21 protein-coding genes are annotated in these 24199 nt (G+C 60.5%); 7 read left to right on the forward strand and 14 right to left on the reverse strand.

Translation table 11 applies throughout. The annotated features are described in order from the left end of the window. Positions 1-25: 25 nt before the first annotated feature. Positions 26-1249, reverse strand: a complete 1224-nt coding sequence (locus tag ACZ48C_RS21120; protein WP_119254992.1) for a metal-dependent hydrolase family protein — start codon at positions 1247-1249, stop codon at positions 26-28. 8 nt (positions 1250-1257) lie between these two features. Beyond that, entirely contained in the window at positions 1258-2244 is a 987-nt protein-coding gene (locus ACZ48C_RS21125) for an amidohydrolase family protein (protein WP_464782853.1), read from the reverse strand. A gap of 116 nt (positions 2245-2360) precedes the next feature. Between ACZ48C_RS21125 and ACZ48C_RS21130 the strand changes: the two genes are divergently transcribed. Next, the gene (locus ACZ48C_RS21130) at positions 2361-3326 is read left to right on the forward strand and encodes a LysR family transcriptional regulator (protein WP_424549149.1); all 966 of its coding nucleotides are present in this window, start codon (positions 2361-2363) and stop codon (positions 3324-3326) included. A gap of 118 nt (positions 3327-3444) precedes the next feature. On the opposite strand, the gene ACZ48C_RS21135 is transcribed toward ACZ48C_RS21130, so the two are convergent. The 12 genes from ACZ48C_RS21135 to ACZ48C_RS21190 form a co-directional block, all read right to left on the reverse strand. Continuing rightward, positions 3445-4605 (reverse strand): sugar ABC transporter permease, encoded by a 1161-nt coding sequence (locus tag ACZ48C_RS21135; RefSeq protein ID WP_464782854.1) that lies wholly within the window; start codon positions 4603-4605, stop codon positions 3445-3447. Between the two features lie 55 nt (positions 4606-4660). Beyond that, positions 4661-5461 carry an ATP-binding cassette domain-containing protein gene (locus ACZ48C_RS21140; RefSeq protein WP_464782855.1) on the reverse strand — a complete coding sequence of 267 codons (801 nt, stop codon included), beginning with the start codon at positions 5459-5461 and terminating at the stop codon, positions 4661-4663. Between the two features lie 63 nt (positions 5462-5524). Then, entirely contained in the window at positions 5525-6598 is a 1074-nt protein-coding gene (locus ACZ48C_RS21145) for a sugar ABC transporter substrate-binding protein (protein WP_464782856.1), read from the reverse strand. Between the two features lie 348 nt (positions 6599-6946). After that, the gene (locus ACZ48C_RS21150; RefSeq protein ID WP_464782857.1) at positions 6947-8554 is read right to left on the reverse strand and encodes a GMC family oxidoreductase; all 1608 of its coding nucleotides are present in this window, start codon (positions 8552-8554) and stop codon (positions 6947-6949) included. A 149-nt stretch (positions 8555-8703) separates the two neighbouring features. Continuing rightward, complete coding sequence (locus ACZ48C_RS21155; RefSeq protein WP_464782858.1) at positions 8704-9885, reverse strand: MFS transporter; 1182 nt, start codon at positions 9883-9885, stop codon at positions 8704-8706. A gap of 27 nt (positions 9886-9912) precedes the next feature. Next, entirely contained in the window at positions 9913-10572 is a 660-nt protein-coding gene (locus tag ACZ48C_RS21160) for an HAD family hydrolase (protein ID WP_464782859.1), read from the reverse strand. A 2-nt stretch (positions 10573-10574) separates the two neighbouring features. Continuing rightward, entirely contained in the window at positions 10575-12020 is a 1446-nt protein-coding gene (locus tag ACZ48C_RS21165; RefSeq protein WP_464782860.1) for an aspartate ammonia-lyase, read from the reverse strand. A gap of 122 nt (positions 12021-12142) precedes the next feature. Further along, the gene (locus ACZ48C_RS21170) at positions 12143-13624 is read right to left on the reverse strand and encodes an aldehyde dehydrogenase family protein (protein ID WP_464782861.1); all 1482 of its coding nucleotides are present in this window, start codon (positions 13622-13624) and stop codon (positions 12143-12145) included. Between the two features lie 35 nt (positions 13625-13659). Further along, positions 13660-14745 (reverse strand): ABC transporter ATP-binding protein, encoded by a 1086-nt coding sequence (locus ACZ48C_RS21175; RefSeq protein WP_464782862.1) that lies wholly within the window; start codon positions 14743-14745, stop codon positions 13660-13662. 12 nt (positions 14746-14757) lie between these two features. After that, positions 14758-15597, reverse strand: coding sequence for a carbohydrate ABC transporter permease (locus ACZ48C_RS21180; RefSeq protein WP_119255004.1), 840 nt, complete (start codon positions 15595-15597; stop codon positions 14758-14760). Positions 15598-15608: 11 nt separating this feature from the next. After that, a complete protein-coding gene (locus ACZ48C_RS21185) occupies positions 15609-16556 on the reverse strand; it encodes a carbohydrate ABC transporter permease (RefSeq protein ID WP_464782863.1) in 948 nt (315 codons plus the stop codon). A 60-nt stretch (positions 16557-16616) separates the two neighbouring features. After that, a complete protein-coding gene (locus ACZ48C_RS21190; RefSeq protein WP_119255006.1) occupies positions 16617-17918 on the reverse strand; it encodes an ABC transporter substrate-binding protein in 1302 nt (433 codons plus the stop codon). A 194-nt stretch (positions 17919-18112) separates the two neighbouring features. Here ACZ48C_RS21190 and ACZ48C_RS21195 point away from each other — a divergent pair, with 194 nt between their 5' ends. The 6 genes from ACZ48C_RS21195 (at position 18113) to ACZ48C_RS21220 (ending at position 24193) form a co-directional block, all read left to right on the forward strand. Further along, positions 18113-19159, forward strand: a complete 1047-nt coding sequence (locus ACZ48C_RS21195) for a LacI family DNA-binding transcriptional regulator (RefSeq protein ID WP_162911237.1) — start codon at positions 18113-18115, stop codon at positions 19157-19159. Positions 19160-19270: 111 nt separating this feature from the next. Continuing rightward, positions 19271-20305 carry a proline racemase family protein gene (locus ACZ48C_RS21200; RefSeq protein ID WP_464782864.1) on the forward strand — a complete coding sequence of 345 codons (1035 nt, stop codon included), beginning with the start codon at positions 19271-19273 and terminating at the stop codon, positions 20303-20305. A 96-nt stretch (positions 20306-20401) separates the two neighbouring features. Then, a complete protein-coding gene (locus ACZ48C_RS21205; protein ID WP_464783968.1) occupies positions 20402-22060 on the forward strand; it encodes a choline dehydrogenase in 1659 nt (552 codons plus the stop codon). An 11-nt stretch (positions 22061-22071) separates the two neighbouring features. Then, positions 22072-22587, forward strand: coding sequence for a cupin domain-containing protein (locus ACZ48C_RS21210; RefSeq protein ID WP_464782865.1), 516 nt, complete (start codon positions 22072-22074; stop codon positions 22585-22587). A 48-nt stretch (positions 22588-22635) separates the two neighbouring features. Continuing rightward, positions 22636-23403, forward strand: coding sequence for an alpha/beta fold hydrolase (locus ACZ48C_RS21215; RefSeq protein ID WP_464782866.1), 768 nt, complete (start codon positions 22636-22638; stop codon positions 23401-23403). Then, positions 23393-24193 (forward strand): aspartate dehydrogenase, encoded by an 801-nt coding sequence (locus tag ACZ48C_RS21220; protein ID WP_464782867.1) that lies wholly within the window; start codon positions 23393-23395, stop codon positions 24191-24193. Before ACZ48C_RS21215 ends, ACZ48C_RS21220 begins: the two co-directional genes overlap by 11 nt. Positions 24194-24199 lie beyond the last annotated feature (6 nt).

A 24199-nucleotide genomic window follows, 5' to 3' on the forward strand; every position in this document is an offset into this window, starting at 1 on the left:
GAAAGGGGCGGGAATCCCGGACGCCCTACATGACGTTCCGGTAGATATCTCCATCTTTCATGATCATCGACAGCTTGGAGGGATCCTGGAGAAGGCCCAAATCCTCCAAAGGATTGCCGTCGACGACAAGAAGATCGGCGCGCAAACCAGCGCGAACCCTGCCGATCTGATCTTCCATCTTGAAGAGTTCCGCTGCGTAGCTGGTCGCCGACCGGATGACCTCGATCGCCGGAAGCACTTCACCGCGGATCTTGAACTCCATGGATTGGTGACGGTGGATCGGCCCGATAAGGTCAGTGCCATAAACCATCTTCACGCCGTGGCGCCGGGCGACCTCCAACTGGTTCGACCCGATATCCAGAACATACTTGATCTTCGCGTGCAATTCGGGCGGCATCCCGATCTCCAGGCCCTCCTCCCACATCGTCGTATATGCGACGAGCGTCGGCACCAGGATGGCGTTCCGCTCCTTCATCAACATGGCCGTCTCGTCATCAAGGAAGTTGCCATGCTCGATCGAGCGGACGCCGTTCCTGACGGCGTGCTGGATGCAGCGCGCGGTATAGGCGTGAGCCATGACGTATTTGCCCGCATTTTCCGCTTCCTCCACGGCGGCGCGGATCTCTTCGCCCGAAAACTGAACGAAGTGAATCGGGTCGGTATAGGAAGCGATTCCACCGCCCACCATCAGCTTCACCTGACTGGCGCCCCGGCGAATTTCGTCGCGAGCGGCAAGGCGCACCGCATCCACGCCGTCGGCAACCCGACCGAGGCTCGGGACATAATAATGGCTGTCGAATTCCGTTTCGCCGACGCCGCGCATGTCGCCGTGACCGCCGGTCTGCGAGATCGCCTTGCCGCTGTAGAGAATGCGCGGACTCGGAATGAGTTTTTCCTCGACCGCGCGGGCAAGGCCGAAATCCGCGCCGCCTGCGTCGCGGACGGTGGTGAAGCCGCGCATCAACATGCCCTCCAGAATGGGCATGGCTCTGAGTGCGGTGTAGAATGGCGACCACTTGGTGAGTTGCAGGAAGCTGTTGATCGGCACGATCACATGGACGTGGGCGTCACAAAGGCCCGGCATCAGGACCTTTCCTTTTACGTCGATCACGTTAGCATCCGAGGCGGTCAGTCTGGGTTCGCCGATTTCGGAAATTCTCCCTTCATCGACAAGGACGTCGCGCTCTTCCAGCAACGTTCCTGCGTCCACATCAAGGATCGACGCGTTCTTGAAAAGGGTCCGGCTCATTGTCGCATTCACTTTCTGATGACACCTGGGAAAACTGGTCGATAGGATTCGATGGCCGTGCCGCAGAACATTGCCTCTCGCTCCGGCTCGGAAAGCGAATGCACGCATTCCGCGTAGTCGTGGTAAATGTCCTTGAAAGAACGGAAGAGCTTGTCGACGGGAAAATTACTCGCGAACATCAGGCGGGACGAACCGAAAAGATCGACAAGCTCGGCGATCAAAGGCCTGACATCCTTCACTGTCCATTTCGGCTTCAACATGCCGAAGCCGGAAATCTTGACGGAAACGTTGTGACAGGCCGAGAGAGTTCGCATTCCCGCCTTCCAGGCTGAGAAGTCGCCGGTGATCAACCCGTCCGGCATACCCGCCTGGTTGACGATGATCCGGGTCCCGGCGTGGACCCTGGCGATCGACGCAAGGTCCTCCATCTGATGCGGATAGACCTGGGTGTCGAAGGACAGGCCGTAGTCGGCGAGCTTGCTGAAGTTACGCAGCCATCTCTCGTCCCGGAGGTAGTCGCTTCTATCGACGTAGGTGATCCGGCGGTCGGGGTGCCACGCCACGATGTGGCGGATGCCCCTGAGCAACGGCGACGCGGCCATGTGGGCGTCGATCATTTCCACGGCCGCCGGATTGTCGAGCGCCACCTGGCCGACGATGGCGTTGGGGAAGCCGCTCTTCTCGTGAATTTGCTGGACGAACCGCGTCTCGCCGACCGGATTCCACGGATCAAATCCACCGTCGAGATGCACCGTGCCGATCAAGTCGAATTCCCGGGTGTCGGCGAGGTAGTCCTTCGCCAGATAGTTTTTCCGGATCGGCGCCGGATCGCCGACGATCGATGGAGTGCCCGGATCCATCCACGGGTATCGATACTGCGTCAGGTCCCAGAGATGATGATGCGGATCGAAAATCTTGAGGCGATATGACTTGGCCTCATCCGCGTTTTCCGCGGGAAGGCCGTGCGCCCTCGCTTTTTCGTTTCTCATATCCATCGCACTCGTCCAACCGCGAAACTGCCTGTTCGCGAGCCATTTTGCTTTGGCGGACTTGATTGACAATACGAACGAAGTCGTGTCTCCATGACGAAAAGTCATGAGGCGGAAAGACGATGAAGCGTGCAGGAACGGACAGTTCCACACCGATCGATGCCATCGAGCGCGAGGGCAACCTGCCGTCGCTGACAGGACTCAGGGCATTCATCCTGGCGGCGCAATACAAAAGCTTTTCCCGGGCGGCGGAAGAGCTCAACATCACGCAAAGCGGTGTCAGCCGCGCCGTGCGCTCCATCGAGGAAATCACGGGTACACCGCTGTTCGAGCGGACCGGTCACGGGCTGGTGCTTACCGAATCCGGCGCGGCGTATTTCGAGGAGGTTTCCACTCTCCTCAGCGAACTCGGCGCCGCGACTCTAAGGCTTGCGACCTACAAGAGCGCTCACGAATCCCTGAATATCGCGACGCTCCCCAGCCTGGGGAGCCGCTGGCTGGCCCCTCGCCTGATACGGTTCCTCAAGCAGAACCCGACCGTCGACATCTCGGTGACGGGCAGGATCGGTCATTTCGAATTCGAGGGAAGCAACATCGACGCGGCAATCCATTACGGCAGCGAGGCGTGGCCGGGCAGCCTGTCGGAGCTGATCATGGACGAGGTCCTTGTGCCGATGTGCGCGCCCTCTCTGATCAGAAAGGGCGTGGTGCCAAATGCCCGGCTCCTGTTCGAACTCACGTTGATCCAGCACACGCACAGGCCGACCGCCTGGCGCGAATGGTTCAAGGATGTCGGCATCGACCATCCCCAGCCGAACCAGGGGCCGCGCTTCGAACAATACCAGATGGGTATCGAGGCGGCGATCTCGGGCCTCGGCGCGATCCTTATGCCGCCTTTCATGGTCATCGACGAGCTCACATCCGGACGCCTTGTCCTGCTTCACAGCGTCCCGGTGCCCACGCCCTGGCGCTACTACCTCGTCTATCCAAAGGGAAAGCGCAGTAAGCCCGGTGTGCAGAAATTCCGCACCTTCCTCAGAGCCGAAGCCAAGCGAACAGCCGAGCAAACTCTACAATTGATGCGTTAGGAGGACGCGCCGGACACCGCTTCCCGACAAAAAGGGGCCGCCTTTTGCACCCGTTTTCAGGCGTGTGGCGACCCCAGCGTCAAGATGCGGCTTGGGGAGCGCGCCGCATCCATGAAAATCAGCGCCCGCTGTTGGCTTTCCGGGACAGGTAGGCGTCCAGGATGACGGCCAGGGTCAGGATCGCACCCTGCACCTCAAGGCGTGTCTGGGTCGAAGCGTTGATGAGGAGCATGCCGTTCGAGACGCTGCCGATCACCAGCGCGCCCGTCAGGGCGGCCCAGACCGATCCCCTGCCCCCGAAGAGGCTGACGCCACCGATGACCGCCGCAGCGATCGCCTCGAGAAGGAGCGTCGTGTCGGCGGAATCGGGCGATACGCCGAGAACCCGCCCCGCCGCGATCATGCCGCCGAGCGCCGCAAAAATCCCGGTCAGCGTAAACGCCGTCACCCGCAGGAACTTGACCGAGATACCCGCGCGGCGAGCGGCTTCCGCGTTCGCCCCGATGGCGTACAGGTAGACGCCGAAGCGGGTCTGGGTCGTCACATAGGCGAAGAAACCGAGCAATCCGAGCAGGAACGCGACGAGAAGCGGAACGCCTCTGTACGAACTGAAGACGGCAATGACGACGGTGCCGACGATTGCGAGCGCGACGGCCGGAGCGACGACGGACCACAGGAACGATGCAGGAAGCGCGTTGCGCTTCTTGGCGGCGTAAGATTGCAGGCTGAAGATGAGCCCAAGCGCTATGACGACGGCGAGCAGAGCCACGCTGACGGGAACGGGAAGATAAACCGTCGCGACCTTCCCAAGCGGCTGGCCGACCAGTGAAATCAGGTTCGAGCTGGCGGGCAGGAGATCGAGGAGAAGCCCCTGGAGGATGAGCGACGTACCGAGCGTCACGATGAAGGCAGGCGCTCGAAAATAGGTGATCACCAGCCCTTGCACACAGCCGATCGCCGCACCGATCAAGAGACCGACCGCGACGGCCGTCACGGTATCGAACCCTTGGTTGACGGCCATTCCAGCCGTAATCGCGGCCGATACCGCGCCGGTCGCGGCGACGGACAGGTCGATCTCGCCGATGACCAGCACGAACATGAGGCCGAGCGCCACGATGCCGGTCGTCACGATCTGCAGCGAAAGGTTCGACAAGTTCCTCGGACTGAGGAATAGCGGGTTCGCCCACGCGAAGTAGGCCCAGATGAGGACGAGCGCAAGAAGAACGGGCAGCATGCGATACCGCGTCGCCAGTGCTCCCAAGACAGCGTCAAGCTTCATTTTCGGTGTTTCCTGAGGAGCGGAATTGGCGAAAGTGGTCAAGGCGGATAACTGCTTAGACATGGTGCACCTCCTCCCGACGCGAAAGCGCAGCCATTTCCTCGTTGCTGATCATCCCGGTGATGGCGCCGACCAACTCTTCGCGGGTGTAGTTCCCACGGCTGACTTCCGCCACCTTGCTGCCAAGTCGCAGGACCACGACGCGATCGGCGACCTGCTGGACATCGCCCAGGTCATGGCTGATCACGATGACCGCCCGCCCCTGCGCGCGGAGGCGCTCGATCAGGTTCAGAACCTGCTTGCGCTGCGCGACGCCGAGCGCGGCCGTGGGCTCGTCGAGGAGCACGACACGGGGGTCGGTCAGGATCGAACGGCAGATCGCCACGGATTGGCGCTGCCCTCCCGACAGGGCGTTCGCAGGCACGTTGATGTCGCGGATCTTCACGTCGAGGTTTGCCAGCACCTCTTTCGCGCGCGCTTCCATGCGTGCGCGGTCAAGCCGCCGCCCCTTGTACCAGGGGTGATAGTATTCACGCCCAAGGAAGAGGTTCTGCACCGTATCGAGATTGTCGCAGATGGCGAGATCCTGGTAGACCGTCTGGATACCCGCCGCGTTCGCGTCATGCGGGCTTTTCAGCGAAAGCGGTATTCCAGAGACGAGGATTTCGCCTTCGTCGGGAGACTGGATGCCGGAGATCGTCTTGACCAGCGTACTCTTGCCCGCGCCGTTGTCGCCGACCAGAGCGACGACTTCACCCGGCCATATGCTGAGTGATACCCTGGTGAGGGCAGCGACTCCTCCGAAACGTCTCGAAGCGTTTCGGACCTCCAGGATCGGAGGTTCGTTCTTATTCATGACTAGGACCCCATTATGCGTTTTTGAGGAGCCGCCTTATCGACGGCCCCTTTTCCGTCCGGTTCAGTTCTTGCAGAAGTCCGCATCCTTCCCGATGCCGCCGCACAGCTCTTCCTTCGTGAAAAGCCCGGCATCGATCACGGTTTCCTGCACGTTGTCCGGGGTGATGAACACATTCGGCTCAAGCCGCGCCGGGACACCGCCCTCGGTGAAATTGTTGGGCCAGGTCCCGTTGACGATGCCGGCCGGAGCCTCCTCGCCCTTGACTTTCGAAACGATCAGCTGAACGGCCGCATCGGCCATTTGCTTGTAGGGCGGCGCCATGTCGGCGGCCTGCCAGCCAAGGAGCACGCGCTGGATCCCCTCGAGGGTCGCATCATAGCCGCCATAGACCTTCACCTTGCCGACGAGATCCTGCGCGCTCAGCGCAGCGATGGCCCCGCCGCCCGTGTCGTCGTTCATGACGACGACACCGTCGACCTCGTTGTTGGTCTTCGTGAGGCACTGTTCCATGTTCTTCTGTGCGTTCGCGGCCAGATACAGGAGGGCATCGGCCTGGCAGGCGATTTCGACGGTGCCATTCTCGATGAGCGGCTTGAGGTATTTGTCGAAACCCTTCATCTGCTCGGGATAGAAAGCGAACTTGGGATCGCCCAGCATATAGGCGAGCCGGACAGGACGATGTTCCGGGAGATGTTCGGAGAGATACTTCCCCTGCGCCTCGCCGATGTCGCTGAATGGGACGGAAACATGGTAGGCGACCGGGCCCGGACCCGGATCATGCGCGTAGGTCACGACGGGAACGCCGTCGGCGTCGGCTTTCGCGAGGATACTCGCGGACCGGGGCGGATCGACGGAGGCGAGGATGATGCCGAGCGCCCCGCTGGCGAGGGCGGACTCCGCCTGCGAGACCTGCTGCTGCATATCGTCGTTGGCGTTGAGGACCTTGATCTCGACACCGGGGGCGTATTTCTTCATCGCCGCCGTGATGTTCGGAATGTCGAACTTTGCCCAGCGGTTCGTCGTCACGTTTGGCACGAGAAGATAGACGGTTCCTGATGGCTCAGCGGCTCGCACCGTCGCAGCGCTGAAAAGTGCGGTTGCAGAGAGTAGCGCTGCAAGGATTATAGATTTCATCGGTTCATTCCCCTTCTTCAATCACGGCAAGTCTCTCGCCGGTTGTCGATACAAGTGCGCTGATTGTTCTTATTGCCTGCCGGTGACATGGTCCCGAATAACGCCGCATCTCTTCCGGTCGTTCAGGTGATTGCAGGCTAGTGCGGCCCGTATAGCCGCTCAAGATAACCCGCGTCATTTCATCATGACTTTTTCTCATGCCGTTCATTGGCGAAAAGAAAACGCCGCAGCGGATCGGCCGCGACCTTCGTGGGAGTCCGGGCGGCGACGGATCGCAGCGTCGATAAAACATTACGAGCGCCACCGGGGCCTCCCTTCAGCACCCGAAAGATGAAGTTCGCGATTTGGCTAATATGCCAACATCATGTCGGCCGCTTTCTCTGCGATCATTATCGTCGCGGCGTTGGTGTTGCCGCTAACCATTGTCGGCATGATCGATGCATCGGCGACGCGCAGCTTCGCGATGCCATGAACCCTCAGCTTCTCATCCACGACGGCCATCGCATCCTGGCCCATCTTGGCCGTGCCGCATGTATGGTGACCGATCCCCGAGGTGCTGCGGATATAGGCGTCAAGCTCCGCATCCGACCTGATATCGGCACCCGGGGTAAGCTCCGGTCCGCGGTAAGGCTCGAAGGCTTCCTGTGCGAAGATTTTGCGGGTTACACGGATAGCCTCACGAGTGACCGCCATGTCGTATTCAGATGAGAGGAAGTTCGGGTCGAAGACTGGAGCCTCCTTGGGATCGGCGGACTTCAGCCACATTTTCCCGCGGCTTTCGGGCCGGTTCGGCCAAACATGCACAACGTAGGAATGCCCTTCGAGTTCGTCCGCCCAAGGCATCCAGATTTTGAGGCCCTGCCCTGGATAATACGGGATGAACACCGCCTGGCATTCGGGAGCCTCGACACCGGGCTGCGTGTTGAAGAAGCCACCGGCTTCAAGCGGGCTCTGCGATACCTGACCTTTCCTGAAAAGCAGGCTATTCATCATCGCGAAGGTCAGCGAGTGGATGCGCAGGGAAGATGCCATGGAAACAGGCTTCTTCGAACTGTGCGCCACCGAGACGTTCACATGGTCCTGCAGGTTGGCGCCGACGCCCGGAAGGTGTCTCACCGGAGAGATGCCGAGCTTGCCGAGCGCCTCCTGATCACCGACCCCCGAAAGCATGAGAATTTTGGGGGAATTGAATGACCCGGCAGCCAGAACGATCTCGCGATTTGCCCGCACGCGATGGACCGTTCCGCCCTTCTCATATTCGATGGCTACGGCCTCGCCGTTTTCGACAATCACCTTGTGGACGTTCGCATTCACCTCCACCTTGAGGTTCGGGCGGCTCATCGCCGGGCGAAGAAATGTCTTCGCCGTCGTCTGGCGACGTCCTTCGGCAATGTTGAAGTCGTAGACTCCGAACCCCTCCTGGGAAGCGCCGTTGAAATCGTTGTTCAACGGGTAACCGGCCTGCTGGCAAGCCTCCAGATAGGCCGTGGTCAATTCACTGACCATCGGCGGCTTGGTGACGGGCATCGGACCGCGCGTGCTGTGGAACGCGTTGTCGCCTCCGAAATATTTCTCCGATTTCCGGAAATACGGGAGGACATCTTCAAAAGACCAACCGGGATTTCCAAGCTGCCGCCAGGTGTCGAAGTCGGCAGGATTACCCCGAATGTACTGCGCCCCGTTGAAAATGAAGGAACCGCCGAGCATCTTCCCTCGAGGAAAGTACTGGGTTCGTCCATTCATGTTCTTCTGGGTTACGCAATTGTACGACCAATTATTACGCTTGAACGAGAACAGCTTCGCAGCGAGAAACGGCAGATCATACGAGATTTCGCGGCCCGGCCCCCCTGCCTCGAGAAGCAGGACACGATCGCCTCGTGCGCTGAGCCGGCTGGCTAGTACGCTCCCGGCCGACCCGCCGCCGACGACTACAAAATCGAAACTATCACTGTTCAAGACGACTAACTCCGCGTTCCCGGTTTTGCGACTACCTTGCCGAAACCGGTTCTCGCATCAAGCCATGCACACTCGTTTCTCCATGACTTTGAGTCATATGGCGCTCGTAGCGCTGCATATCGAAAGGAGGCTTGCCGCGGGCATTCACCCTAGAGAGCCGTTTCGTGACTGACCGCGCTGATCGCCGGCTTAGCCGCCCGCCGGACGTTCAGCGCACCGCTGGCGAAAATGGCCACGAGAATGAGGGGCAGGCATATGGCGTATAACATTCTCATGCCCCAAGCCTCGGCGACGAACCCGAGCAGAGGCGGCGCAAGGAAAAACACGACGAAAGCCATCTGCCCGACCGCGGCCACGTTAACCGCCGACGCCCTGTCAGTCCTTTGCGCCGCCGCAGAGAGCGCCATCGGATAGACTGCGCTGCATCCGCCGCCCATCATCGCGAAGCCGGCCAAGGCGGCGTATTCATGCGGGGACAGCCAAACGATTGCCAGGCCGATCGCTGCGATCGTGAGGAGGGTTTGTGCGACGACGCGTGCTCCAAATCGATCCACCACGGGATCGATCGTAACGCGGGCCAGCGCCATGAAAAATGCGAACAGCGTCAAGCCAGATCCGCCAATAAACGGTTCAGATTTGAAAACGTCCCGCATATAGATCGCCGACCAGTCCAGGCCCGCGCCCTCCACGAGACATGCCGAGATGCCGATGATGCACAACGGCATAAGCGAAAGCGTGGGAAAGGCGACCAAGGGCGCTTTCTGCTCCTCGACAACCTTTGGGATGGTCGCGTTTTCCATCCCTTTGACAACGACGAGGGACAACAAAACGACGATCGTCGCCATGACGATCATGTGCGTTGTCATCGGTATTTCAGCCTGCCGGATGAAGGAGGCCGTGACAGCGGTGACGAAGAAACCGACACTCCAGAAGCCGTGCGACCGGTTCATGATGCTGACACCCTTCTGAGCCTCGATCCGCCCAATCTCGATGTTCAGCGCAAGCTCAAGCGTTCCCGTAAAGAGACCGGTCAGGAAGAGGCAGCCAAACACGGCACCTGCGCCTGGCAACACCGGTGTCAACGCGAGCAGGAGGCCGATCGCGGGGATCGCGATTGAAAATGTCCGCTTGCTGCCGAGGCGGGCAATGATGGGAGCAGAGGCCGAAAGAGAAATCAGCGAGCCTATGGCAAGCCCGATCAAGGTCATGCCCAGTTCGGCCTTGTTGACCGCGAGCCTGGTCTGCAGATCCGGAATTCGCGCCATGAACGCGCCGGTCGCAATAGCAAGCAGGAAAAACGCCAGATATGGCCTTTGGTGAGCTGCGATCATGGAGATGGACTTCTTTGCTGAAGCTCGTCACCGCGCCAGTCGAGCGGCGCGTTCGAACCCGGTGAGATCGGGGGCCTTCTGCACATCGGCGGGGAAAAGGTCAACCACATCGGGCGCGACGATCGCCAGAAACGGGATGCCGATCTTACGGGCCGCGTGAAACTCGGTGGGTGAATCCCCGACAGCCAGACACTCCATGGCTTCGGCGCTCTCCAGCCGCATCACATTCCGAAACTCGGCATATTTCGACTTGGGCGAACCCGATACGGTCCGGAAATACCGCGACAACCCGCGCCGTTCGATTACCAGCCTGAGATCATCCTCCGGCATTCCTGAAACGACGTGCATCGGAATTTCGTTTTCAAGACGAGCGAGAAGAGCCTCGGCGCCGGGGATAAACGCGCAATTGAGCATGCCCTCATCGATGATTTCCGCGAAACGGTCACAGAGATTTTCAACTGTCGCTTCATCGCCGGGTCGGCCGAACACCTCGCGCTCGAAATACTCGAACTTTTGACGTCGGCCAATTCCGCCGTGATGTTCCTGGTACTCGACGACTTCAGCGACCTTTTCCGGGTCTTCGCAGCTGTATACCTGCGCAAAGGCCGCGGTCTTCAAGCGTGCGGAATCAAGAATGACACCGTCGAAGTCGAAGATGATGGTCTTGAAGCGGTCGAGATAAGGCATGCCTATTTTCCATTTGCCGGCTGATTGCGGAAGCGCGAGGGGCGCGTCAAAGCCTTCGTGTCGAGAACCTGTTCCAGGAGATCGGCTGACAAGGTATTGCTCTCGTCCAGCAACGCCCTCATGGTGCGGCCGCTCCGGAGAATTTCCTTCGCCATCTCGGCAGCCTTCTCGTATCCGATGAGCGACGTCAACGCAGTCGCGAGCGCCGTACCCGCTTCGAGATGCTCCTTGCAGCGCTCCTCGTTTGCCGTGATCCCGGCAATACACTTTTCCCTGAGGGTTCTCACTGCATTGGCCAGCAACGTGATGGACTGCAGCAAGTTGAACACGATGACGGGTTCGAAAGCGTTGAGCTGGAGCTGCCCGGCTTCTGCCGCCAGGGTCACGACGAGGTCGGCTCCGATGACCTGGAAAGCCACCTGATTGACCACTTCGGGAATGACCGGATTTACCTTGCCGGGCATGATCGACGAGCCGGGCTGCATCGGCGGCAGGTTGATTTCGCCGAAGCCCCCACGCGGTCCGCTCGAAAGCAGCCTGAGATCGTTCGAAATCTTGGAAAGCTTCACCGCCGTCCGCTTGATGGTGCCGGAGAAGAGGACAAACGCTCCCGTATCCCAGCAAGCTTCGACAAAGTCCGATGCGGGAACGAGGTCGACCGACGACACTTCCGCGAGCTTCTTGATGGCAAGAGCCGCGTAGCGAGGATCGGCGGTAATGCCCGTTCCGATCGCCGTACCGCCGAGATTGATTTCCTTGAGAAGCCTGGCCGCCTCCTCGAGCCGAAGGATGTCCTCTCTCAACGTTACCGCGAAGGCCATAAATTCCTGCCCTAGCGTCATCGGCACGGCATCCTGCAGTTGCGTGCGCCCGAGCTTGAGGATGTCCGCGAACTCCGCTGCTTTCGCTTCGAAAGCATCCGCGATATCCGCCAGTTCGTTCGACAGGCTTTCGTAGCTGAGAAGGAGCGCCAGACGGATCGCCGTGGGATAGACGTCGTTTGTGGACTGCGAGAGATTGACGTCGTTGTTCGGGTGGATGACGTCGAAGCTCCCCTTGGGAAGTCCAAGATGTTCCAGGGCAAGGTTCGCCACCACCTCGTTCACATTCATGTTCGTCGATGTCCCGGCTCCCCCCTGGAAAACGTCGAGGACGAACTGGTCCGCGAGCTTGCCGCCGGCGATGTCGTCACAGGCGGCGACGATCGCGTCCGCCTTCTTCCTGTCGAGGTCGCCGAGTTCCAGATTCGCCAGCGCCGCCGCCTTCTTCACGAAGGCCAACGCCCGGATGAAGACCGCATAATGCCCGATCGGGATGCCCGAAATCTGGAAGTTGGCGAAAGCCCTTGCCGTTTGAGCAGCGTAATAGGCGTCGGCATCGACGTCGACTTCGCCAAGAGAGTCGTGCTCACGCCGCTTGGCGACGGTAAGGGGCAGCATGTCAGTCATTTCTAGGAACCTTCTACGAACCTGCCGGAAGAAAAATGGGCCGGCGGCGGATCGGAGCCACCACCAGCCCAAGGCTGCCTCGGGAGGAGAAACGCTTTAGACAGCCATTCGCCGCATGGTTATTAGACCGTGTGAGGCAATGCGTAGCCGCGCTTGCCCAGTTTGATGAATGTCGACTTCACCTCGGTGAACTCAAGAAGGCCATCGATGCCGTTCTCGCGGCCGAGACCGCTTTCCTTGAAGCCGCCGAAAGGCATCTGAACCGCGGTTTCGAGGAACGTATTGACGTAGACCGTCCCGCTCTTGAGTTCACGGGAGACCTGGATCGCCTTGTCGATGTCCTTCGTCCAGACGCCGTTGCCGAGTCCGTAATTGGTGTCGTTCGCAAGCCTGATTGCTTCCTCCGCGGTCTTGAAGGTGGTGACGGCAAGAACCGGTCCGAAAATCTCTTCGCGGAAGATCGTCATTTCCGGCGTAACGCCGGAGAAGATGGTCGGAGCAACGAAATAGCCCTTGCCGAGACCATTATCGGTCAGGCGTTCGCCGCCGATCTCCAGTTTTGCACCTTGCTCGACACCCGTCCTGATGTAGCCGAGTACCTTTTCCATGTGCTGCTCATGGATCAGCGCACCGACGTCAGCCTGTTCGTCGTCCGGAAGGCCGATACGGATTTTCCTCGAGCGTTCGACAAGCTGCCTGATGAAATCGTCGGCAATGGACTCCTCTATCAGCAGGCGGGTCCCTTGAACGCATTCCTCACCCTGGTTGAGAATATAGCCGAATGCGATGCCGTCGATGGCCGAGTCGATATCGGCATCGGCGAAGACGATGTTCGCCGCCTTGCCACCGAGCTCCAGGCCGACGCGCTTCATCTGCTCTGCACAACGCTGCGCGATCCGCTTGCCGACTACGGTCGAACCCGTGAAGGAAATCATGTCGACACCGGGGTGACCCGTGAGCGCCTCGCCAACGGTACGGCCGGAGCCTGTCACGACGTTGATCACGCCGTCCGGAATGCCAGCTTCCCTGGCGAGCGCAGCGACTTCCAGCGTCGTGCCCGCGGTCAGCTCCGACGGCTTGATGACGACCGTGCAGCCAGCTGCCAGCGCGAAGGGAAGCTTCTGGAAGAGCGTGACGAGCGGGAAATTCCAGGGCGTGATCATGCCGATGACGCCGCGGGGCTCGCGGCTCACCAGACCGAGGTTCGCATCCCCGATATTGTTCACGAGGTCGCCCGGAATCTGGTAGGCGAGAGCGGCAGCGTAGCGCCCGAGCTCGATGGCCCATTCCGTTTCGCCCTTCGCGAAGCGAATGGGCTTGCCGACTTCCTCGGCCTCGATCATCGCGAGCCTGTCGGTGTCGCGCACGATCAGTTCAAGCCAGCGGGTGATAGCCTTGGCGCGCTCCGAACCGGGAATGCCGGACCAGATCGACCGGTTGTCGAAGGCTGCCCGAGCTGCCGCGACGGCCGCACCGACTTCCTCTTCGCCACCTTCCGCGAAACGGGCGAGCGGCGCACCGTGAGCGGGCGAAGTCCGTTCAATCGTCCTGGCTGTCTTGAGCCACCCGCCGTTGATCCACAATCCATATTCTCTAACGGTCATCGGTATTTCCTTTCAATTTTCTGCGGCGACGGTGGTCAGTGGCGCACCACGGCGTCATCGTTGGCCACGACACGCAGCAATTCGGACGGAGCGACAACTCCGATCGTGTCTCCCGCCTTCACCGTGGTCCTGTCGGTGACGATGACGAAGCGGACGTCACCCACGCTGACATAGATGTTCGTGGTCTGCCCGAGCGGCTCGACCAGCTCGACAAGCGCGTCCGTCGCGCCCTGTGCGCCGGCTTTCGCGACGATCAGATGCTCCGGCCGGATGCCCAGGAGCAGGCCGCCGTTGCCGTCAACGATCTGTGCTGCGAACGCGCGCTCGTCGTCGCAAAGCGAATGGGCAAAGTTCGGAAGGATGCAGGTAACGGTGCCACCGGCCTTGAGCTGCGCGGGGAACAGGTTCATCGGCGGCGACCCGATGAACTCCGCGACGAAGCGCGTCTTGGGCCGGTCATAGATTTCGAGCGGCGAGGCCACCTGGACCATGTTGCCCCTGCTCATGACCGCGATGCGGTCCGCCATCGCCATCGCTTCGATCTGGTCGTGCGTGACGTAGATCGTGGTGATGCCGAGGTTCGTGACGAGCTTCTTGATTTCCGTGCGCATGACGGCGCGCAGCTTTGCGTCAAGATTGGACAACGGCTCGTCCATGAGGAATACCTTGGGGTTGCGAACGAGCGCCCGCGCGAGCGAAACACGCTGACGCTGGCCTCCCGAAAGCTGCGACGGCTTGCGCTGGAGCAGTTCGCCAAGCCCGAGCTTTTCAGCGGTGTCCTCCACCTTGCGTGCACGCTCGCGAATGTCGAGCTTGCGGATCTTCAGGGGAAACTCGATGTTCTTGAAGACCGTCATGTTCGGGTAGAGACCGTAGTCCTGGAACGCCATGGCGATATCGCGGTGACGGGGCTCGGCGTAGGTCATGTCGGCGCCGTCGATGCTGATGCGGCCGGCTGTAGGCAGCTCCAGGCCGGCGACCATGCGCAGGGTCGTGGTCTTTCCGCAGCCCGAGGGGCCGAGCATCACGAAGAACTCGCCATCCTTGATATCGACGGAAACGCCGTTGACGACCTTCAGCGCGCCGAACTGCTTGTAGACGGTATCGATATTGATTGCCATTTCGAGAATTCCTTACCCTTTGACCGCGCCGAGCGTGAGGCCGCGGACGAGGTAGCGTTGCATCAGAAGAACGAGGACGACGACGGGAAGCGACATCATCACGCCGGCTGCGGAGGCGAGGCCCCAGGCGATGGCCTTTGGCTTGATCGCGTTGGCGGCGATGACGGGAAGCGTCTTGGCCTCCTGCGAGGTCAGCATGCTGGCGAGCAGGAACTCGTTCCAGGCGAACATGAAGACGATGACCATCGTCGCGGCGAGGCCCGGCAACAGAAGCGGAAGCGTGACGCGCCAGAAGGTTTCGAAGCGGCTGCAGCCGTCGATCATCGCCGCCTCCTCGATGGACTGCGGAATATCCTGGATGAAGACGCGCATGACCCAGACGACGAAGGGCAGGCCGGAGAGGGCGTAAGCCGCGATCAGCAGCCAGGGCGTATCGAAAATCCCCAGCTGGCGGGCGATGATGAACATCGGAATGACGCTCACGATCGGCGGCAGCATGCGGATCGAAAGGATCTCGAAAGCGAGGAATTCCTTGCCCTTGACGTCGAAGCGGGCGAGCGCGTAGGCCGCCATCGTTCCCGCCGCCATCGCGATGCAAGTGGCGAGGCCGACGATCAGCGCGCTGTTCAACAGGGCCTGCCATGCGTTCAGCTCGGTGAAGAGCTGTGTATAGTTCGCCAGGGTCGGCGAGAAGCTCCAGACAGGGGGATAGGCCGAAATGTCGACTTCGCTCTTGAAGGAGGAAGTCACCATCCAGAAAATCGGAAACGCGAAGAAGAGCGCGGCGGCGATCGCCAAGCCATATGCAGCCAGCGCGCCGGCGCCGCTCTTGAGAATTCGGCTGTTCGACATGAGCGATCTCCTCAGCGGTTTTCTTTGTCGGCGACCAGCTTCAGGAACCCGGTGAGATTCACGAAGACGAGGACGACGACGAGCACGATGACAAGGGCGATCCACGAGAGCGCCGAGCCGTAACCCAGATCGAAGATGCGGAAATTCACCCGCTGGAGATAGACGCTGAGGAGGTCCGTCGCGAAGTCCGGGCCGCCGCGGGTGATGATGTAGACGGTGTCATAGGTGCGGAAGGCGTCGACGATGCGAAGAAGGGTCGCAATGACGATCACCGGCTTCAGCATCGGCAGGGTCACGTTCATGAACGTGGCAAGGTGCCCTGCCCCATCGATCGCGGCGGCTTCGAACGGGCTCTTGGGGAGAGAGCGGAGCCCTGCGAAGATGATGATGAACATGAACGGCGTCCACTGCCAGACGTCGACGAGGATCACCGAGGCGAGCGCGCTCGAGGGTGAACTGGCCCAGGACAGATGGCTCACACCGATCAGCGAGAGCAAATAGTTCAGGACGCCGAGATCGGGCATCATCATCGTGCGCCATGTGATGCCGACGGCGATCGGCGTGATCAGCATCGGAATGAGCAGGAAGGTGCGCAGGACCACGAAGCCGAAACGGTACTGATTGAACAGCAGCGCCAGAAGCACGGCCAACGTCAAGGAAAGCGCGACGCTGATTGCCGTGAAGGCGAGGGTCAGGCCGACGGAGTACCAGAACTGGCCATCGCCGAAGGCGCGGGCGTAGTTTGCGAACCCGATAAACGAGTAGGACGTGCCGAATGTCGGGTTGTAATTGGTCAGCGATATGTAGAGCGAATGCAGCAGCGGATAGAGGCCGACGATCGTCATGATGATCATCGTCGGCGCAAGCAGGAGCGTAGGAACGCTCTTCTCGCCCGCGCGGACTGCCTTCGTCGCACCCAGCGGCAAAGCCGGCGCGTTGATGGTGCCACTTTTGGCCATTTTCAAGTTCCCCAATAGAAACGGGCATGGCCAGCAGCCATGCCCGCGACACGCTTTCGGTCAGGTGCGGATGACGGAAGCCAGCGCGGCCTCGGCGTCTTCCATCGCCTGTTGAGGTGTCTTGCGACCGTTCACGCCCGCAAGGATGTTTTCGTAGAGCACCCGCTGCACTTCGACCGCATTGGTCAGGCGGTACGGCGGGATCGAAACCGGGGTCGTACCGCGTGCCGGGAAGTCCCGGAAAGCCTGCAGCATCGGCACCTTGGCGACGATTTCAGGATTGTCGATGTCCGCCTGGAGGCAAAGCGACGACTCGCCGTTCTCGCGGAACAGCTCGTAGGCCTGTCCTTCACTCATCCACTTGAGGAACTTGTAGGCCTCCGCCTTGTTTTCCGACGCGGCATTGATGAGGATCGACCAGCCGCCGACCATCTGCTGTTCGAACTTCTCCGTCGGCGAGACAGTGTAACCGAACTTGCCCTTGAACGGACCGTCCTCGATGCCGACGATGACGTCCGACCAGGTGATCATCATTGCAGCCTTGCCCTGCTGCATGATGGAGGAGCCTTCCGCATAGTCGAAGCCTTCGACGCCCTTCGGCGTGAAGGGCAGCACCTCGCGCAGGCGCTCGATCGCGCGGGCGCCCTGGCCCTCGGAATTGAACACCACCTTGTTGTTCTCGTCGAGCACGCCGTCGTCGTTCGGGGCGATCTTGGTCATGCCCATCAGGCGGCTGCCCCAGTCGCCGCTCATATGCGCGTCCTGACCGCCGAGCAGCAGGACGTTGCCCGCGACGTCATCCGAATGCAGCTTCTCGGCCGCGTCGCGATATTCGTCCCAGTTCGTCGGCACCTTCGTGATGCCGGCCTTTTCGAACAGATCCTTGCGATAGACGAAGACCGGGGTCGTCATGACGAGCGGCAGGCCCCAGCGCTTGCCGTCGTACTCCGTATAGGTCGTGGAGGCAGGCGCAAGTTTGCCCACGCTGATTTCCGGCAGCGAGGCGTCTTCCGCGCGGATATCCTCGAACGCGCTTGCCCAGCCGTTGCGCAGCGGCTGCCGGATCCAGAGATTGTCGGTGGTGAAGATGTCGAAGGTGCTGGAACCCTGGCTGAGTTCGATCAGCAGCTTCTCGTAATGGGCTTCATAAGGATTGCCTTCGCCCGTGATCTGCGCGCCGGTATATGCCTTCGCGACGCCGCCGGTAAGAGCGCCGGCCCAGGCGGTGTTGCTGTTCAGGATGTTCAACGTGCTCGCGGCCCATGCGCGGGTCGCTGGAGACAGCGTTGTCGCCGCCGCCCCGATGGCCAGCATCTTGAGCAGAGTTCGGCGCTTGAGTTCAGGTGTGAAATGTCCATGCATCGTTTGGGCTCCCCAATTTATTGATTGCGCGACGCAGCCGCCTATGTGCGAGCTAGTAAACGTTTACCAGAATGCACCAGGAATATCCGTTGTCAATCCGGATTCTGGCGGGGTGATTGAAATCTGAAGAAATACATCCATTATGCACGAGCAGCAGACAAGGACTTAGGCCCCGCAGGAGCAGTAGAAAATCCATGAAAAACAAACGTCAGACCGGGCGCGGGGTAACGGTTCACGATGTGGCGAAGTTGGCAAACGTATCCATCGCCACGGTCTCTCGCGTGCTCAACAAGCCGGAGAATGTGAACAAGGAAATGTCTGAGCGGGTGCTTAAGGCCGCGGCACAGCTTGGATACACGACAAATTCCGCCGGCAAGGCCCTGCGCCTGGCGCGCACCCGCACGATCGGCACGCTCCTGCCACGTCTCGACGACCCGATCTTTTCCGAACTGGCGCACGGCATCCAGGAAACGCTCTTCGCGCAAGACTATGCGGGTTTTCTTCAGACATCGGGCTACGACAATACAACGATTTTCGACGCCGCATTCAGGCTGTTCAACCGCGGAGCTGAAGGATTACTTGTATTTGGACGGGTAGACGACAAACGCTTGCTGGAATTCATCGAGAAAAACCCGATTCCGGTGCTACAGGTATATTCCTACCTGGAGGGGCACCCTCTACCCTCCGTCGGAATCGATAATGCAAAATGCACGCAGAAAATCGCGGAGCTCATGCTCCAGTTCGGACACAAGGACATCGCGCTGATCTCCGGCCCAACGCAAGGCAACGACAGGCAGCAATCCCGACTGAATGCATATGAGCAGATGATGCGGGACCACGACCTGAATACGGTCATGCAGGTCGTTCAGCCCGGATACACCATCAATGACGGCGGGTTGGCGTTTCGCAGGATTATCGAGCAAAATCCAAAGGTTACGGCCGTAATGTGCAATACTGGCCTTTTGGCCTGCGGGGTCCTCTCCGAGTGCCGGAAACTCGGGATCGACGTTCCCCGCCAGATGTCCGTGAGCGGCTTTGAAGACATGAGCTTCGCACCCCTTCTTTACCAACCGCTGACGACCCTCTCGGTCCCCGTCGGAGACATGGGGCGCTACGCTGCACGCGCAATGATCGCAAGCCTTGAGCAAGGCGAAAGCCTGACCTCCATGCAGTTCGAGACCAGCCTGATCTTGCGCAATTCCATCACCGTACCCCCGAAGGCGTCCGACCGCGCGGCATGACGCAACGAGAAAACGTTTATTGACCGCCCCCCAGAAAACGTTTACAAGTCAGCCTCATGAATATCGAACTGGCCTGCCTCAGTTCGACATGCATCATGGGGATGGCGAGGAATGCGCTTCAGCAAAATGGTCAATGTCGTCGGCGCCCACGCGGCAGGCGAGCTGAATGAAGTCATAACGGGCGGCGTTCTTCCGGTCCCCGGCAAGACTATTTTCGAGAAGATGCAGTATCTGGAGAGGAACGGTGACGAGCTTCGTCAGTTTCTCCTCCATGAGCCGCGTGGCAAGGTCTCGCAGTGCGTGAACCTTGTGCTGCCGGCCACCCATCCGGATGCCGACGCAGGCTTCATCATCATGGAGTCGGAATATTACGTCCCCATGTCCGGCACGAACACCATCTGCACGGCTACCGTTCTTCTCGAAACGGGCATGGTGCCGATGATCGAGCCCGTGACGACGCTCACGCTCGAGGCGCCGGCGGGTCTGGTGCGCGTAACGGCGCAATGCCGTGACGGCAAATGTGAAAGCATTACGTTCGACAACGTGCCCGCCTTCACCATGGCGCTGGACAGGACGATCGAGGTTCCGGGCCTCGGCTCGATGGTCGTCGATGTCGCCTATGGCGGCATGATCTACGTCCTCGTCGATGCCCAGAAGTTGGGCTACGGCATCACCCAGGACGAGGCCGCCGAACTGGTCGATGTCGGCGAGAAGATCAAGCTGGCGGCGGCCGAGCAGATACCCGCCGTCCACCCGGAAAACCCGGAAATCCACACCATCAACCAGACGCTGTTCGCCGGCCCGCTCCGCAGCGAGAACGGCGTGAAGCGGGCGAAGAATACAGTGATCGTTTCCCCCGGCAGGCATGACCGGTCGCCCTGCGGAACAGGTACGAGCGCGCGGCTTGCCGTGATGCACGCGAAGGGGCAGATCGGCGTCGGCGAAAAGTTCGTGCACGAATCCATCATCGGCACCGAGTTCATCGGCGAAATTCTCGGAACGACGACCGTGGCGGGGCGGACCGCCGTGCGGCCGGCGATCACGGGCTCGGCCTGGATCACCGCTTTCCACCAGTACGTTCTGGATCCGCGCGACCCGTTCCCGACCGGTTACAAGCTGGGCGACACCTGGAAGACACCAACCTGAGGATAGCGAATGCCATTCTCACAGGAACTCACGCGGGCGACCGTCGAACTACGACAGATACGCTCAGGCAACCCCAAGACCACGACGGCATCCGGCATGAGCAAGATTTCAAAAACGCCCTCCAGAGGCACCTACGACTACATCATCATCGGCTCCGGCTCCGCCGGCAGCGTTCTGGCAGGCCGGCTGTCCGAAGACGGCAAGCACCGGGTGCTCCTGCTCGAAGCAGGCCCCTCGGACCAGCACATCCACATCCGCATGCCCGCTGCGCTGCCGCTGCCGCTGGCCAATGACCGCTTCAACTGGTTCTACACCTCCGAGCCTGAACCGTATCTCAACAACAGGACCGTCCTTGAAGCGCGAGGCCGCGTACTCGGCGGCTCGTCCTCGATCAACGGCATGAACTGGGTTCGCGGCAATCCCTGGGATTACGACAACTGGGAAGCGCTCGGCCTCACGGGCTGGAGCTACAAGGATGTCCTTCCCTACTTCCGTAAAGCGGAAACGTCGGACAAGGGCTCCAACAAGTATCGCGGCGGCAAAGGCCCGATGATCATCGAGACCTGCAAGGCCAACAGCCCCTTGTACAGGGCGTTCTTGAAGGCCGGCGAACAGGCGGGACATCCCTATATCGAGGACCACAACGCGCTACGTCAGGAAGGTGTCCATATCACCCAGCGCAATGTCGGCCACGGTATCCGCTGGAGCACGTCGCAGGCCTACATTCACGCACAGCCGAAGCGGGACAATCTCGACGTCGTCGTCAGCGCGAAAGTCACCAAGATCGAGTTCAACGGCAACCGCGCCGTCGCCGTCAAGGCGACCATTTCCGGCAAGGCATATTCAATCAATGTGGACAGGGAAGTTCTTCTCGCCGCCGGCGCCCTCAACTCTCCACAGCTCCTGATGCTGAGCGGTATCGGCGACGCCGGGGAACTGCGCAAGCTGTCCATCCCCGTCGTCAAGGATCTGCCGGGCGTCGGGCGTGGCCTGAAGGATCACGTCGCCGCCCCCGTCCAATATCGCGCGACCAAGCCGGTCTCGGTCGTCGGCCAGCTTACCACTTTCGGCAAGCTCAAGCTCGGTTTGCAGTGGCTTCTGGCCAAGACGGGCCTGGGCGCTACAAACTTCTTCGAGGTCGGCGGCTTCTTCCGTACCGATCCGAAATTCACGGTTCCGAACGTGCAGCTGGAATTCGTTCCGCTCATCGGCGAGATGCAGCACGGTTCGGTCAATCTGGAGAATGGCTTCCAGTATTTCATGAGCCTGATGCGACCCAAGAGCGAAGGCCGCGTCTGGCTTGCGAGCGCCGATCCGAATATCGCACCGAAATTCGTCTTCAACTTCCTCCAGGACGAGGAAGACCAGAAGCAGGCGATCGCGGCCATCAGGGAAATCCGCCGCATCGTCGCCCAGCCCGCCTGGGACGATATTCGCGGCGAAGAAGTCACGCCGGGCAAGCAGGTCCAGTCGGATGAAGAACTGCTCGAATTCCTCAGGAAGGAAGCCGGCACCAACTACCATCCGTGCTGCAGCTGCCGCATGGGCACCGACGACATGTCTGTGGTGGATACCCATGCCAAGGTCCACGGCTTCGAGAATCTCCGCGTCATCGACGCGTCGATCATGCCCGCCATCGTCAGCGGCAATCTGAACGCCCCCGTCATCATGATGGCTGAAAAACTCGCGGACGACATCCTCGGCAAGAAGCTGCCGCAGGAAGCCGCCGATTATTACCAGCCGGAAGTCGCATAAGGAGACATTCCATGGAAAACAAAGCGGAAGAGACCCCGGCCAAGGGTGACTTGCTGATCCTCAAGCCCGAAGAGGGCAAGAACTTCTGGCAGCCGGTTCCCGCCAACGGCCACATCTCCGTCAGGATTTCTCCCGACTTCCTCGGTGTGGAGACGCCGTTCAGCCTCGGGACGCAAACCTTGCCGCCGCAGGGCTACGTGCGTGAGCACGCGCATCCGGTACACGATGAAGTTCTGCATTTCATCTCCGGCCGTGGCAAGGCTGTCGTCGAGGGCGTCGAATACCCCGCGGAACCCGGCGTGACGATCTTCGTCGGCCGCAACCGGAAACACATGTTCATCAACACGTCCGAGGACCAGGAACTGCATTGGCTCTGGTTCATCCAGCCGAACGGCCTCGAACATTTCTTCGAGGAGATCGGCCGCCCGATGCAGCCGGGCGAGGCGGCGCCGGAGCCGTTCGCACGGCCTGAAAACGTACTGGAGATCGAGCAGCGCACGGCGTTCGTCGCAGCCAACAAACTCTAAACCCAGAGAACGAAAATGCCCACATTATTGGCGTCCGATGGATGCCGGGTGACGTATGACGTCTCCGGCGAAGGCGAAGCTTTGCTGCTCATTCCCGGTCTCGGCGGAGCGGCAAGCTTCTGGAACGACATCGTTCCGCTTCTTGTCGATCGCTACAAGGTCATCTCGTTCGATCATCGGGGAACCGGGCGAAGCGACAGGCCTCATGGCAAATATTCGGTATCGAGGATTGCTGAGGACGCCGTGGAAATTCTCCGCGCGGAAAATGTGGACGCAGCCCATATCGTCGGCCATTCGACGGGCGGCCTAGTGGCGCAGTTCATCGCTCTCGACGCACCGGCTCTCGTCAGATCGCTGGTCATCAGTGGCAGTTGGGAGAAGCCGGACGCTCGCTTCGTCGCCATGTTCGAAGCCCGCCTGGCCGTATTGAGGACCGCGGGGCCGATCGCGTACCAGAAACTAACCCATGCGATCGGCTTTCCTTCAAGCTTCCTCGAAGCGAACACTGAAAGTCTCGACCGGGCTATCGATAACGCTACGGACGCGCTCTCGCCTCCGGAAGTCGCCGCCGCGCGGATCGAGATGCTTCTTGCAGACGAACGTAGCGGCGACCTTCAGCGGATCACCGCTCGCACTCTCGTCATCGGCGCCACCGACGACGCCCTCATTCCCTTTGCCCACAGCCGAACGCTCGCCGCCGTGATACCCGGCGCACGGCTCGCCGTGATCGATGGGGCGCACTTCTTTCCTCGGGTTCATCCCGAGCGATACGCCAAAACCCTTCGAGAATTTCTGGAGGAAACAGATGAACAATGACATCAAGAAAGTCGCTGTCATCGGCTTTGGCGCGATGGCGCAAAGTCTCGACCATTCCTTGCGCGCCTCCGGAAGCGGCATCGAAGTTTCCGCCACGCTCGTTCCCCACGACCTGACCGTCGATCACGACGGCGTAGAGGTCTTCCACGATGTCGCCGCCCTCATTGAATGGGGGCCCTCGGTGGTCGTGGAATGTGCCAGCCACCAAGCGGTCAAGAATTCCGTCCCACCCCTCCTTCGCGCGGGCATCGACGTTATCGTCGTCTCGATCGGCAGCCTGAGCGATACCGAGTTGCTTCATGCGCTGGAAAAAGCTGCCGAGGAAGGAGGGAGCCGCCTGACCGTCGCCTCCGGCGCGATCGGCGGCCTCGATGTGCTGCGCTCGGCGAAGATCGCAGGTCTGGAAAGCGTCATCTATACGGGCACCAAACCGCCGTCCGCCTGGAAGGGAACGCCGGCGGAACAGAGCGTCGACCTCGCCAGCCTCCGCCAGAGGACCGTCATTTTCGAGGGCAATGCGGCGGAAGCCTCGCTGCAGTATCCAAAAAACGCGAATGTCACGGCTGCGGTCGCCCTTGCCGGGATCGGCTTTACCGACACCAAGGTAACGCTGGTCGCCGATCCGCATGCAAGTGGCAACACCCATAAGGTCAATGCCGCCGGCGCCTTCGGCAGATTCGAGATTTCGCTCGAAAACAAGCCGCTTCCCGACAATCCCAAAACGTCCTGGCTCGCGGCTCTGAGCGTCGAGCAGGCACTGCATCGTCATTTTCAAAGAATAGAACTGTGAGGTCAC

Source organism: Shinella sp. 1A1 (assembly GCF_055379515.1).

What these genes read in the sequence shown, in the direction of transcription:
- ACZ48C_RS21120 (WP_119254992.1), bottom strand. Translation starts at nt 1,249, where the DNA reads ATGAGCCGGACCCTTTTCAAGAACGCGTCGATCCTTGATGTGGACGCA.
- ACZ48C_RS21125 (WP_464782853.1), bottom strand. Translation starts at nt 2,244, where the DNA reads ATGGATATGAGAAACGAAAAAGCGAGGGCGCACGGCCTTCCCGCGGAA.
- ACZ48C_RS21130 (WP_424549149.1), top strand. Translation starts at nt 2,361, where the DNA reads ATGAAGCGTGCAGGAACGGACAGTTCCACACCGATCGATGCCATCGAG.
- ACZ48C_RS21135 (WP_464782854.1), bottom strand. Translation starts at nt 4,605, where the DNA reads ATGAAGCTTGACGCTGTCTTGGGAGCACTGGCGACGCGGTATCGCATG.
- ACZ48C_RS21140 (WP_464782855.1), bottom strand. Translation starts at nt 5,461, where the DNA reads ATGAATAAGAACGAACCTCCGATCCTGGAGGTCCGAAACGCTTCGAGA.
- ACZ48C_RS21145 (WP_464782856.1), bottom strand. Translation starts at nt 6,598, where the DNA reads ATGAAATCTATAATCCTTGCAGCGCTACTCTCTGCAACCGCACTTTTC.
- ACZ48C_RS21155 (WP_464782858.1), bottom strand. Translation starts at nt 9,885, where the DNA reads ATGATCGCAGCTCACCAAAGGCCATATCTGGCGTTTTTCCTGCTTGCT.
- ACZ48C_RS21160 (WP_464782859.1), bottom strand. Translation starts at nt 10,572, where the DNA reads ATGCCTTATCTCGACCGCTTCAAGACCATCATCTTCGACTTCGACGGT.
- ACZ48C_RS21165 (WP_464782860.1), bottom strand. Translation starts at nt 12,020, where the DNA reads ATGACTGACATGCTGCCCCTTACCGTCGCCAAGCGGCGTGAGCACGAC.
- ACZ48C_RS21170 (WP_464782861.1), bottom strand. Translation starts at nt 13,624, where the DNA reads ATGACCGTTAGAGAATATGGATTGTGGATCAACGGCGGGTGGCTCAAG.
- ACZ48C_RS21175 (WP_464782862.1), bottom strand. Translation starts at nt 14,745, where the DNA reads ATGGCAATCAATATCGATACCGTCTACAAGCAGTTCGGCGCGCTGAAG.
- ACZ48C_RS21180 (WP_119255004.1), bottom strand. Translation starts at nt 15,597, where the DNA reads ATGTCGAACAGCCGAATTCTCAAGAGCGGCGCCGGCGCGCTGGCTGCA.
- ACZ48C_RS21185 (WP_464782863.1), bottom strand. Translation starts at nt 16,556, where the DNA reads ATGGCCAAAAGTGGCACCATCAACGCGCCGGCTTTGCCGCTGGGTGCG.
- ACZ48C_RS21190 (WP_119255006.1), bottom strand. Translation starts at nt 17,918, where the DNA reads ATGCATGGACATTTCACACCTGAACTCAAGCGCCGAACTCTGCTCAAG.
- ACZ48C_RS21195 (WP_162911237.1), top strand. Translation starts at nt 18,113, where the DNA reads ATGAAAAACAAACGTCAGACCGGGCGCGGGGTAACGGTTCACGATGTG.
- ACZ48C_RS21200 (WP_464782864.1), top strand. Translation starts at nt 19,271, where the DNA reads ATGCGCTTCAGCAAAATGGTCAATGTCGTCGGCGCCCACGCGGCAGGC.
- ACZ48C_RS21205 (WP_464783968.1), top strand. Translation starts at nt 20,402, where the DNA reads ATGAGCAAGATTTCAAAAACGCCCTCCAGAGGCACCTACGACTACATC.
- ACZ48C_RS21210 (WP_464782865.1), top strand. Translation starts at nt 22,072, where the DNA reads ATGGAAAACAAAGCGGAAGAGACCCCGGCCAAGGGTGACTTGCTGATC.
- ACZ48C_RS21220 (WP_464782867.1), top strand. Translation starts at nt 23,393, where the DNA reads ATGAACAATGACATCAAGAAAGTCGCTGTCATCGGCTTTGGCGCGATG.